Here is a 12,856-nt window from a genome sequence, read left to right as displayed (position 1 = left end):
ATCTCATCACAACATGAGGTCGGTCATGCACAAATCCCTGACATTCATTTTCTTTCTATTGCCCGCCGCCGCCTTCGCAAATCCTTCTTTTACAGTTGGAAGCAACCCCTATGAAACAATTTTCGCCTATCCCCATGACATTCTAAAATGGCCGGACCGCGGGGTTTTCGTTTATGCAAATCCTCAAAACCTCCCGTGGCAAGGGGATGTTACGGATATAACCAAACGGCCGTCAGAAACTTATACAAATAATTATCAAAATGTGGAATTTGCGCCGCCGCAAGGCTATGAAGGAGATCCGAAAAGTGTTCATTCCTGGATGCGGGTTTCATCTTACATCTACCAGCGCCAAACGACGGTTGGGGGGCTCACGTCGACACGTTACGGCAAATTTCTCGTGGAACTCGGTAGGACGACAATGGATATGGAACTCCGCTCTGACGGCGTCGGAAGGGCCAGCGAGAGTTCAGGCGAAACCGCGTCATACTATATGGTCCCATTTCAAGGGGAAACGAATGGAGCGAGGGCTGATTATGACCTGAAGCTGATTTACGCGAACGAACTTTTCAATGATCCATTCGGTTTCAAAGTCCACTACACAAAAAAGACTTCGGAACGGCCGGATGGATATATCAAATTCACCCGTGGCGGCGTGACCTATGACACCCCTCATCTTACCTGGGGATGGGCGACCACGGGTTGTAATCATATATTCGGCTATTCGCATATCAATACCGACGCCTTTTACCTTTCAGATTATACCGTTTATCAGGGACACGAGCTTGATCTTCAGGCCAGTTTTGAGCATGAGGGAAATTACAAGACCGGCATCCGGTACCGTTCCCATGTTGAAGAAGGAGATAACTATCGCTGGAGCTATGATGAGGGTTCAGAAGTCGAAGGCGATTATCATGTTGATGAATTGTGGCGGGATCGTAATGGTGAGCGGCTGATCAGGGCTTATTCCAAAGTCACCCTCTGCGAACACGGAAGCGCCAAGGGAGGAGTACTTTTTTTCCTTCAACACGGCTCCCACTCAAAAACCGCGGTAAATAAGCTGGTGGAAAGCGATCCTGATTGGGAAGAAAGCAAGAAGGAGATCGCCGTCGAAGCCAATCCATTTTTAAATTATGAACTGCGCGGCGGGTATCTCGATTTCGGCCTGCTCCTCGAATATACCCATTCCGGAATGGAGAACACACAAATGCGCTGGAACAGCGTCAGCCATTCCGAGCAACCGGGTGTTCTTTGGTCGACGGATCCATATATGGGGTGGAGCCCGTCCTGGGAATCGTATTCGAAGGGGAGTGAGTGGTTCTTCGCAACAGGCTTCGAAACCGGGTCCTCCATCGGCGTCTATCGCCGGCTGTCCATCCTTTCAAAACTCACCATCTTAAAAAAATTCACACACGAGGAAAAAATCTACGGCAACTCAGAAATTCCGGAGGGCGGGATGTCGTATAAGTTCTATCAAACCCACCACCGGAACAATTATAGAAATGAAACATGGATGACGGGCGGTGTCGGGCTTTCTTTCGGCAGGGGACCGATCCAGACCTTCTTGACATTGCAGCTTCCCCTTGCCTACCTCATCACGCAGACGACCGAATTATCCAATAATGATGAGAAGCTCTTCAGCCATGAGATGAAAAATATGTGGCAAGTGCAGCAACCGACATCGGCCCGCCTGCTCTTTGTTTATGCCTTCTAATCCGGTCTAGCTAATTGGCTTTCCAGTGCCCCGGAATCCAGACATGGCCGTTCCTCTTCCCCTTCCATTGCCAGTGTCCAGCCACCCAGACAGCGCGGGCATGGGGACGGGCGGGGCGGATCTCAATTTTCGGCGGCGGCGGTGGGGGCGCCGTGGCGCATCCCATGGCCCATCCGCCAAGGCCAAAAGCCAAAAGACCACCCAAAATGAACCAGCGGCGAAGAGCCGGACCCCAGGAATTCTTCTGCTCCCCGGATGGATTAAGAGACGGAATCCGTGACATGTGGTTTGAAGTGGACATCATACCTCCAGCTCATGCAGTCATATTCAGGAATTGATGACGCTACCGGTGCCGGGCGTTCGAGCCATATTACCCGAAACGGCCTCTTTTGAAGGATCGGTCGATGCTTGAGCTATCTTGAATAGACAGTGAACGTTACAGTTAACATCAAGGGATCAGGGTTGCTGCTTCTCCAGGCTTTCCAGGTGCTCCTTCGCGGTCCGATCCGCCGGCCAATACTCCAGAACCCTTCTCCAGGCCGCAATGGCCGCCTCATCCCGTTTCAGCGCCTCCAGCGTCAAGGCCCGTTGGGCCAGAATCGGATGCGAGTGGGGGTTGATTTCCATGGCCTTATCCAAGGCCTCCAAGGCTTCCGCCGGCCGTCCGAGCTCTCGATACAGAAAGGCAATATTGACAAGAATATCCGGGACGAGGGGGTACAGATTCCGGGTTTCCTTCAGCAGCTCCAGCGCCTCTTCCCGCCGATCCTGTGACCGCAGAACATAAGCCAGATTTTGCCGGGCCGGAAGATTCTGGGGCTCCAGTTCGAGGGTGCGGCGAAAGTCGCTTTCCGCCTCTCCCCACTGCTCGGCGGCCATCTTCAAAAGGCCGAGATGATAGGGCGCATCGGCAAAATCCGGCGCGGTGTTTTGCAGCTGGAGAAGCTCCCGCTCGGCGCGGCGTTCATCTCCCTTCCAGATATAATACTCGGCCAGGCTCAAACGCCCGCGAATACTGACCGCCTTGCTGTCGGTGCTGCCGCCGATATATCCCAGGCTTTTCAACTTCTCCATGAGTTCCGGATCCTGAGGCATTGTGAAAGTCTCGGCCTGCCGGCGCCTCTGCGCCGCCCATGCCTGATCTTCGTAGCTGGGAATGGATTCCGGCGGGGGGGAACCGTGGGGAAAGGCTTCAAGCAGAACCTCGCCTTCCATATCTTCACCGATGGGCAAGCCCAAGAGGTAGAGAAGGGTCGGAGTGATATCAAAGACGGATGCGCGTTTCAGACGGACGCCGGATTGAATTCCGGGACCGCTCAGCACGAAGATCCCTTGCATCCGATGCCACTGCGCCGCCGTCGCATAGTCAAAGGAGGGGGAGGCGTCGAGCGGGCGCTGCCAGCCGTTAAGAAAGCCGTGATCCGAAGCGATCATGACCCGGGCGTCCTCGCCGACCGCTTCCAGAAGTTCACCGAGGAGCTGATCCTGATAGACATAAACCTCTTCCACCGTTCGGCCATACCGCCGCCGGTCTTCATCGCTGGAATACGGATAGGGGGGCGGAGCATGGGGCATGAAGAGATGACTCGCCGTGTCGACACCCTCGAAGTAGACGGCGAGAACCTTTGGATGATAACGATGCCAAATTTCCAGGGCCGCTTCTTTAACATTCTGCATGGAAGCATGGATGTGCCGGAAATGCGTGATGGGATCCTTAAAGTCAAAGACTGTGTGGGAATCGAATTCCATATTGGAAATGTTCAAAAATCTCGATGTCGTTTCATACGAGACATCTTCCCATCCCATCATCTTGTCCTGGAGCCGATTGATGAACTCCGCTGGATAGGTGACCTTTTCCACCTGGGAGGGTGAATGGATGAAGGCATGCGTCGTGAAGCGATCCGACACGATACACCCCCGGACCTTCTCGGCGGGCCAGGTCGCCCACCAGGCCACAACGCCGACGTCGATTTTTTTATCCGTCAGAATGTCCCAGAAGGCTTTTGATTTCCGCTGGCAGCTGACAACGGGGATCGGATCGCCAGTGATGGGATCGGGCATGGTGAAATCCAGGATCTCATGCTGGTCGGGACCCTTGCCCGTGGCCATCGTCGTCCAGATGATCGGGGAGAGGAGGGGGTCGAATGACGATAGGGGAGCGGCAGCGCCCTTGCTGATGAGCCGGCTCAAATTCGGAAGGCGGCCCTGGGCCAGGAGGGGCTCGATGATATTCCATTCAGCGCCGTCCATGCCGACGATCAGGACCGGCTGAGATGGGGCTTTGGAGCAAGCGGGCAACAAAAGAGCCCCGGAAAGGGTAAGAAGGAAGAAGAGCGCCGGAAAGAGTCTTGGTTTCATGCCACCATCCCCAATTGGTTCAAACCGGTATGGAAGGGTCCGCCAATGCCGTCCTTTTCACTGCTAGCCCCGGTATCGGGAAAAGTCAATTCCCTTCCCGCCGGTGGGGTTTAAAAGGGTCCTGTTGTCGGATGGCCCTGGGATGCATATACTAAGCCGTTGCGCCCACTTAAAAAAACAGTTTGTGAGGAGGTTCAGTATGCAGATTGCCAAACATGGAGAGGGTCATGCTTCCCCGACTCTCATCACGCAGTTTTCCCCCATCGGATGGAGTTTCGTTGCGGCGATTCTCGTGATCCTGCTTCTATGGAGTCCCGTTTCGTCAGCCGGCCCCTTCGACACGGTCAAGGAATCGGTGCTCGATAACGGGTTGAAGATTCTGACGGTTGAGAACCACACGAGTCCCACGGCGACCATTCAGGTTTGGTATAAGGTGGGTTCCCGGAATGAGACACAGGATATCTCGGGGGTGTCTCATATTCTCGAGCATATGATGTTCAAGGGCACCGAGAAACATCCCACGGGTGATTTTGATAAAATTGTACAAATGAATGGGATGGAAAATAATGCCTTCACGAGCCACGATTTCACATGCTACTACGAAAATCTGGCCAGTGACCGCCTGGAAGTCGCTATGGAGTTGGAAGCGGATCGAATGCAGGGTACGATTTTCCCTGAAGAGGAGTTTCAGTCGGAGATGGGCGTGATCCGCAATGAGCGCCGGCAGGTACTGGAAGATCCGCCCTTCGGCCGTCTCAATGAGCAGGTTAATGCCTGTGTCTTTTCAGCGCATTCTTACCGCTGGCCGGTCCTTGGGTGGATGTCGGTGCTTGAGACCATCACGTCGGATGAAGTGCGGAATTATTATAACAATTACTACCGTCCGAACAATGCGACCTTGGTCGTCGTCGGTGATGTGACTCATGATGAGGTGGTGAAGCTGGCGAAAAAGACCTTCGGCAAGGTTCCGAGAGGGCCGGAGGTCCATAAGGTCGATGTCGTCGAGCCCGAACAGATGGGCGAAAAAATAGTCTATGTGAACAAGGAGGCTCAGCTTCCCGGCCTGATCATTTCTTTCCACGCGCCCAAATGTGATACCTATGAAACAAAAGTCCTCCAGGTCATGGAAAATCTCCTGTTCACGGGTGAATCAAGCCGGGCCTTCCGCGCATGTGTCTATGATAATCCACTCGCGCTTGGCGTCGGCGGTGGAATCTACTTTAGGACCGATCCCTCGACCTTCTCAATTCAGGCCATGTGCCAGCCCGGCACCACCGCCGAGACGCTCAGGGATTCAATCCTGGTCCTCTTAGAGGATTTGAAAGAGAACCCGGTGCCGGAAGATGAGCTGCAGAAGGCGAAGAATCAACTTCTGGCGGATGAGATGTTCTCGCAGGCGATGAATGAGGAAATCGGCTACCGTCTCGGCGCTTGGGAAAGCCGCACCTCCTGGAAGCATGCGGTAAGTTTCGCCGACGATTGTCTCAAGGTGACGCCGGAAGATATTCAGCGTGTCGCAAGAGAAATATTTACAAGTAAGAATCGCACGGTGGGCATTCTGGTTCCGGAGCCTCCGGAAGTCGCGGAGGCGAATTAATGATGAATGCGACTCATGCCAAGCAAATTGTGATGAAGGGGGGTTCGGTAATGCGGAAGGCACAACGTGGAACCATTCTATTGAGTTTGTTTCTCGCCGCCGTGACGGTGTTGGCGCTCACCAGCGGCGTTCTGGCCGATAAAAACCGTGCCGGAAGCTTGGACGTGGAAGGGACGGCCTTAGACAATGGAATGAAGATTTATTTGGCTCCGAGAGGAGAGGTTCCGATCGTCACCTTTGAGGCGATGATTGTCGCGGGAACAATGGATGAGCCGGCCGACAAGGCGGGATTGAGTTTCGCCGTCGGCGAGTTGTTAAATCGAGGTACGGCCTCCTATACCGCGCAGGAGCTTGCTAATACCCTTGACAATTTGGGCGCCGATCTCAGCGTCAACGCCGATTATGATTACACGACCGTGACCCTTTCAATCCTTTCCAAGGATTCCGAGAAGGGGCTGGAGATGCTGCGGGAAGTGCTGGATCATGCCACCTTTGCGGATGAAGAGGTGGAGCGGAAACGCTCGGAAGTGGCGGCCTATCTCGAACAATTAAAAGACAATTATGTCGATGTCGTCCGCAAGGACTTCTACCGGCTGATCTATGGCGAGCACCCCTACTACCGGCCCCAACAGGGAACGGAGGAATCGGTGGCCGCCATGACACCCAAGGATCTAAGAGATTTTTATTCGACCTATTTTGTGCCGAATAACATCAGCATCTCCGCCGTGGGGCAATTCGATCCCAAAGAGATGGCTGGGCTGCTCCGATCCGCCTTCGGCGACTGGAAGTCCGGGGATATTCCGCCGCGGACGCCGCCCCCGATGCCCGAACCGAGATGGCAGGTCGAGACGATTCAGCGCGATGTGACGCAGGCGACGATCCGTATGGGTCAAATCGGCCTTGCCCGCAATCATCCCGATTATACGAAGGCGAGATTGATGAATTATATTCTTGGCGGTTCCGGATTCGGCAGCCGGCTGATGGCCAATCTACGCGAAGACCGGGGTCTCACCTACGGCGTCTACTCAAACTTCTGGCCGCGGAAGGACAAAGGGTATTTCTTCGCTTCCACACAGGCGATCAATGACAGTATGAATGTCGCCATTCGGGAAATTTTGAAAGAGATCAAACTCCTGCAAGATAAGGGCGTTACGGCGGATGAATTGAAATGGGCGAAGATGTACTACACGGGGAACATGCCCCTGCAGCTGCAATCAAATGATCAACTGGCGCATCTTGTCCTTGAGCAGCAGTTCTATGGTCTCGAGAACGAATTCTGGCTGAAAGAGATCGAAGAGATGCAGACTATGACGCGTGAAGATCTGCAACAGGCGGCGAAGGATCTCATTACTCCAGAGAAGTTCACCATTGTTGTGTTGGCGAATTTTGAAACGATGGCGTTGGATTATAAATAGAAACTCAAAGCACGAGCGATTCAGTGAGCAGATATTCCGGCGGGTGCGGATGCCAAGTCCGTCCCGCCGGATTCTCTTCCCCGGATCAACTCACTGGGTCGTGCCGGCGGGGTGCTTCTGCTGGTATTGGGTGAGGGCGTCGCTGCCCGCCTGGAATGGTACGGTGGTGACGCGACGCTCCGAGAGCTTCAACGACTCCCATGTATAATTCTGCATTCCGGCAATCATGGATAGAGCCAACTAAGGATTTTGTGAAGAGAAAGAAATCGGTTTATCCGTTTCATTCCTTGAGGTGTGAGTGTCGAGGCGGCTAAATACCTTGTATCTATAGAATCTACTTGAGTCTGAGGAGTTTCCCCTTGCCGCTTTCCCCGCCGGCCGCCAATTCGTAGAAATAGAGACCGCTGGCCACACAATGCCCCCGGGCGTCCCGGCCGTCCCAGACGATGCTTTGGTTTCCTGAGGGGAGCCTGCCCCTGGATATCGTGCGGATGACACTTCCGGAGATGTCAAAGATTCTGAGTTGTACAGGCTGCGGTTTCGCAAGCGCAAAGCAAATGTGGCTCAGATCGCTGGAAGGGTTCGGGCGTTCCGGGAGAAGGCGCAATCCTTCAGCGGTGAAGAGTGTGGGATCGACCGCGGCCGGTCCGTATCCGCCGATATCAAAGGCGATGTCATCCAGGTACCATCCGGCCTTGTGGCCAACGTAATTGCCCCTGAAGAAGAAGCGGAACTTGAAGGGGCCGCCCGCGAATGCATCGAGCGGTATCACCACCGGCTCCCAATCATCCAGCCGCCCGTTGTATCCGGGTTGAAAGTACATGGTGATGATACTGTCGTCGGGATAACCGCCTATCGGCTCCACCACGACCCATTCCGCTTCGTTCTGATCCCAAACCTGAACATTTCCGCCGTCATCGGTCTCCGTCCAATACCAATGATGGAAGCTCAGGGTCAGTTCGGTTGTGCCGGTGAGATCGAAAACCGGGGATGTGAGGTAGGATATCGTCAGATCATTATAGTAACCCTCGAGGTTCGTGGCCCAGACATTGTCTCCTGAAAAGGGTGGGGGCGAGGGTGGTTGCGGGTATCCCAATTCAAAATCACCCGTCCCGGTGAATCCGGCGGGGCCCTCTTCAAAACTCTCCGCCTTTACTAATACAGGATCCCACGTCGACGTGTCGGGAGGGAGGATGTCAAAAATTGTATAAGCTGCCGCATATCCCGGCGCCATCCCCACAATCGCCGTGTAGCCGGTGTTCTGGGGGATGCCATCCATCTGGTAGCTTCCGTCCGCGGCGGTCCATACACTATCCAGCGGGGTCCCCAAGACGGTGATGCGCGCGCCCTCAATGGGCGACCCATCCGGATCGGTGACAAAGCCGGCCAGGTTGCTGAGGGGTGCGGGGGTTATATCGAGAACAGCATTGAGCGTCTCGTCGGCGGCGACCGTGAAGGGGAAATCTTCCTCCAAAAAGTAGAAGTCGCCGGTGACGCGGAAGGTCATATCCTCCGCCGTCAACTGCAGGGAAACCTCTCCGGTTGGACCCGTCTTGCTGATTCTTCCGGTTTCCGCGACTTCAACAATCATGTCCGGCATGGGATCCAGGGTTTGAGCATCGCGGACGGTGACGTTAACAACGCCGTAATTCATCAAGAGGCGTTCCCGGGCGGCCGCCAGGTTGGGGCGTTCACCGATCGGCCGGTCGCCAGTCCATGGAGAACCCGTCACACTCAGGATCTCCTCGGCCAAACGGGGTGTGAGGGGGCGGCCGAAGAGGTCGAGGGCCTGTCCCTGAAGGGAAACGACGCAGCCGACGACGATGGGCGAAGCGCCCGAGGTTCCATTGAAACCGGAGGTGTAGTGCACTTCGGGGTCTCCACCCTGAAGGTCGCCATATCCGGTTGTTGTGATGGAGGATCCCCAACCCTGGAGGCTTAACCGGCTGCCATAGCTGCTGAAAGATTCCGCGGCCAATGAGGATGGGATGCCGGCCCCCACAAGGATGGCCCCGCTGTCACGGACGCGGCGGTCAAAAAGACCTCCGTAGATCGGATCATCCAGGTTCTGGCTGCCGTTGGCGCCGGCTTCGACGCAGAGGATGCCGAGAGCGCTGGTTGTCTGGATGGCGGCGAAGATATCGGGAATCCATTCCATGGGAACCCAGGCGGCGTCGTTGGGACCTGTCACCTGGATTTCGATGAGATAAACATTCCCGGGATCTAATATAGTCGCCAGATCCAGAATGGCGGCGGCCAGATCGCCGACCTGATAGCCGCCGATTTCCACCTCGGGCGAAATCCCATTAACACCATAACCGTTGTGCTGGCCTGCAATCTCTCCCAGCACCGCTGTCCCGTGATCCGAAACGGCCGGATCCCCGCCGGTGAACCACGGATTCTTGAGATCCTCGTGAGTGAAGAGCCAACCGAATTCAATATCGACCATGCGCACGCCTTCCCCCTTGCCACCCGGGAAGGTCCAGGCCGAGTCCGCCGCGACACCGACGGGGGGATCGTAAAGATATCCCTGCGCACCCGAGAAGTCGGGTGTTTCACGATCCGTCGTGAAAATCTGCGCCAGCTCCGGTTCAGGAAGAGCCCAGGCCTCCGCGACGGGTGACACCGCGTTGAGGCTTTCAAGAATACTTCCAAGCCTCTCCCGCGCCGCTTTATCATTCATCGCCGGGGGCAGCGTCAGGAGGCCGAATAGATTGAGATCCGGCAGACTCTGGCGGGTTCTTGATTCACCCTTGGCGCGGAGGGCATCCAGCTCCGATTCGGTGAGCGGGAAGCGGGGCTCCCACTGCGCGCCCGGGACGCTCCCGCGGATCTCCTCGAGCACGGACAGATCGGCGCCGCAAAGAGAGACAAGCCGGCCGGAGCGCACCCGCGCTTGAGTCTCTGGATGGAAGCGAAGCGCGATCTTGTTGGGGTTAACATTCTCTGTGCGCGTTTGGTAACCGAGCAGGGGCTTGGCCTGATGTGCAGCGGCAGCACCGAAGGAATGGGGCGGAATCATTGCCAGGAGGGCGAGGGTGATGAGGGTGGCAAAGATCGGCTGGCGTTGCGTCATGGCGTTCCTTTCCTCCTGAGTTGACCGAAAGGCGTGTAGCTTCTTGTCTTTTAGAAGGATAGCAAATTTACGGCTGGGTGAATAGGGGGGGGCTCCCAGGGCTGCGCCCCCTCGCTCGGCCGGCGATTTTGTAATTGAGCCGCAGGGCTTCCACCGAGCGCCCGGCACTCGCCCTTGACGATTCAGCAATTCTTTATTATAATTATGCTCGCTAGTGATCCATTTCCGATAGTGTCATCGCTTTAATTGCGGAGAGTAGGCAATGCAGAAGAGACATTGGCCCTCTGCCGTTGTATGTCCATCCTGCAAGGGAGATTTGGAGCAGGAGGATGCCGAGCTGCATTGCACAAGTTGTTTCGCCGCCTATTCCATTGAAGACGATATCCCATGCCTTTGTCATCCGGCCGACAGACGAACCATTGATCCAACGGGTATACGTATAAAAAGCAAGTCGGAGGCCTTCCAAACGATCACCCTTAACCGGTCCGCGGACACCGGATTCATCACCGCGCCGCGGTTTTTCTATCTCATCTATTTTGCCCTCGTCATATGTCTAATCACCGATTTCAAATGGGGTGCTTTGTTTATTCTATTGGGTTTATTCGCCGATTGGCTTTTTTATCGAAGCCGGCGCTCAAAGATCCTACGGGCCTTCGGGAAAAATCCACTGGCGCTCCTTTCATTGGCCGATCATCAGGCGATTGATGATCTATATAGGGGGCAAGGGCTGTCGCAGCCCACAATGGAAGATTGGGTTAAACTGGCATGGGGCTGCGGCGATGGCTCCAATGGTTCTGAGGCGTCCGTTCATCATCAGGATAATGAACGCTATCTGGATATTCTCCGGATCTATCAAGGACATCCCACGCCACCCCGGGTTGTCGTTGATGTCGGCGTCAATGACGGCCGCGCCTATTATGAGTTTGGAATCGGCCGCGACCAGACATTTATCGGAATTGACATAAGCCATCTCATTCTGAAACGCATGATTGAACGGATCCCTGATCAGACGGCGCTCCAGGCGGATGGTGTTTGTCTCCCGCTTAGAGCTGAAAGTGTCGATTTTCTCTTCTGCACGGAAACATTGGAGCATTTGCGCGACCCGGAAATGGCAATGGATGAATTTCTCAGGGTTCTTCGGCCCGGCGGCTGCCTGGTCATACAAAGTCCCAATGCCCACCGGCTCAGAAACCTCAACCTGTTTCACAATATCATTCTGATCTGCAGTTTCTTCAGCGATAGACTTCTACAAAAGAAAGTGATCCATGAGAACACCTGGCATACTGCCGCGACCTTTCATTGGGATTTTTCGATCCAGGATTACCGACGATTGGTCAAGGACAAGGGCGTTCGGATCAAACGGCTTGTCAGTCGCGAATTCTTTTTCCCGCAATTTCTTCTCACGGGAAATCGTTGTCGGTTTAGAGCCAAGGAGCGGTTCTTCAGCCATGTCCCGTTCTTGAAATATCTCGGCGGCGATCTGGTCTTGGTCGCAGAGAAAATAGGCCGGGCGGCAACGTCCGATGAAAGCCTCGCTCTACGCGCAAAACGCGATTCGGCTGCCTCCGAGATGTCAGTGGTTGGGTAAGCCCATGGGTTGGATACCCGATTTTTCAAGAAACCTGCGGCCTGGTTGCTCCGACCCGGAACCCATCCCCCTGGCGGCTGTTCTCCCCGAACGCGTCCGTCCGGAAGGATGGTGCCGCTGTCAGCCTGATTGAAGAGTCCGGTTTTTATTGGCCGCGATTCCCGTGAACGGACCTCGTACATGTCCGAAGAATTCGGATTCGTGCGAGTCGCAAGTGGGGAATAAAAATCAGCCGCTCATATCGGGTCGTGGAAGGATCATGCTGGAAGCCTAATACCATCCGGCCAATGATTGCGGACCTGCCTATCTCTATGGCACTCGCAGAAATCTGAAGGATCGATATGTAATCGCAGCAGGTGACTTCCTGGCCTTTCCCGAACCGTTCACTACCTAGGATATTATCCCCACGCAGCGCTGGGCGGTTTGAAAACTGGTCCTGCAACCCGTCGCGGGGAGTCCTCCCCCATCCTCCATATAGCATGGCTTCTGTCAGTAGGTCTTTCCGACCTCCTTTCAGTGGCTTCGTGGCACACTATTCGGGACGGACAGCGTCACCCCCCTCCCAGGTCGTGTTCCTTGAGGAGGGTCGAGATTCTCCGACCGATCTCGGACTCGCTTGTTCCCATTTGCTTCAGCACTTCGATGTAGTTGGAGAGGGCGACCCGAAAGTTGGGATGTTCGTGGCCCGTGCTCGCTGCGAAACGGATGAAGATGATCAGCTGACGTCTGCTGAGCGGCTCGGCCTCCCCCAGGCGGTTCGTGTCCTTAAGCAACGAGGCAGATCGAGTGGAGAGCCTACTCCCCGGGAAGGCGACGAAACAGGACGCGCCGAGTGGAAGTTCACGGCCTGGAGATGCCAGGCATGGCTTTCCGAGCCGTCTTGTCTGCACTTTCGAGATCGGATATCATCATCGTGGCAGCCGCGAGGGGGTGGGCGGGGGCAAAGGGGTTCTTGAAAGTTCTTATCCGCTGACATTAGCGGCAGGCAGATCATTCGACTGGTCGACGGAGCGTTGATGAGTGGCCCCCAGCGGTTTCGGTGGAACGGATTGGGCGCTGACGGTGAGCGAGTCGCAGCCGGGGTCTACTTCGTGGAACTCAAGATCAACGG

General features: G+C 55.2%; 9 protein-coding genes. 5 read left to right on the top strand and 4 right to left on the bottom strand.

Annotated elements, in window-relative coordinates; all coding sequences use genetic code 11:
• Positions 1–25 precede the first annotated feature (25 nt).
• Positions 26–1,711, top strand: coding sequence for a hypothetical protein (locus KJ970_03525; GenBank protein MBU2689971.1), 1,686 nt, complete (start codon positions 26–28; stop codon positions 1,709–1,711).
• Between the two features lie 10 nt (positions 1,712–1,721).
• On the opposite strand, the gene KJ970_03520 is transcribed toward KJ970_03525, so the two are convergent.
• Both KJ970_03520 and KJ970_03515 read right to left on the bottom strand, forming a co-directional pair.
• Positions 1,722–1,877, bottom strand: coding sequence for a YXWGXW repeat-containing protein (locus KJ970_03520; GenBank protein ID MBU2689970.1), 156 nt, complete (start codon positions 1,875–1,877; stop codon positions 1,722–1,724).
• A 290-nt stretch (positions 1,878–2,167) separates the two neighbouring features.
• Entirely contained in the window at positions 2,168–4,069 is a 1,902-nt protein-coding gene (locus KJ970_03515; GenBank protein MBU2689969.1) for an alkaline phosphatase family protein, read from the bottom strand.
• 199 nt (positions 4,070–4,268) lie between these two features.
• Here KJ970_03515 and KJ970_03510 point away from each other — a divergent pair, with 199 nt between their 5' ends.
• Entirely contained in the window at positions 4,269–5,666 is a 1,398-nt protein-coding gene (locus tag KJ970_03510; GenBank protein MBU2689968.1) for an insulinase family protein, read from the top strand.
• A 50-nt stretch (positions 5,667–5,716) separates the two neighbouring features.
• Complete coding sequence (locus tag KJ970_03505) at positions 5,717–7,081, top strand: insulinase family protein (protein MBU2689967.1); 1,365 nt, start codon at positions 5,717–5,719, stop codon at positions 7,079–7,081.
• A gap of 334 nt (positions 7,082–7,415) precedes the next feature.
• Here KJ970_03505 and KJ970_03500 read toward each other — a convergent pair whose 3' ends face one another.
• A complete protein-coding gene (locus KJ970_03500) occupies positions 7,416–10,157 on the bottom strand; it encodes a carboxypeptidase regulatory-like domain-containing protein (GenBank protein ID MBU2689966.1) in 2,742 nt (913 codons plus the stop codon).
• A 262-nt stretch (positions 10,158–10,419) separates the two neighbouring features.
• On the opposite strand from KJ970_03500, the gene KJ970_03495 reads away from it, so the two are divergent.
• Positions 10,420–11,745, top strand: a complete 1,326-nt coding sequence (locus tag KJ970_03495; GenBank protein MBU2689965.1) for a methyltransferase domain-containing protein — start codon at positions 10,420–10,422, stop codon at positions 11,743–11,745.
• 551 nt (positions 11,746–12,296) lie between these two features.
• Here KJ970_03495 and KJ970_03490 read toward each other — a convergent pair.
• Positions 12,297–12,518: a hypothetical protein gene (locus KJ970_03490; GenBank protein ID MBU2689964.1), complete on the bottom strand. Its 222-nt coding sequence runs from the start codon at positions 12,516–12,518 to the stop codon at positions 12,297–12,299.
• A 201-nt stretch (positions 12,519–12,719) separates the two neighbouring features.
• Between KJ970_03490 and KJ970_03485 the strand changes: the two genes are divergently transcribed.
• A partial coding sequence (locus tag KJ970_03485) for a hypothetical protein (GenBank protein MBU2689963.1) occupies positions 12,720–12,856 on the top strand: 137 nt, incomplete at its 3' end.

This window comes from Candidatus Eisenbacteria bacterium (assembly GCA_018831195.1).
GTDB lineage: Bacteria > Eisenbacteria > RBG-16-71-46 > CAIMUX01 > JAHJDP01 > JAHJDP01.
The sequence above is the reverse complement of the archived record's forward strand: the minus strand, read 5'-3'. Positions and strand labels throughout refer to the sequence as shown.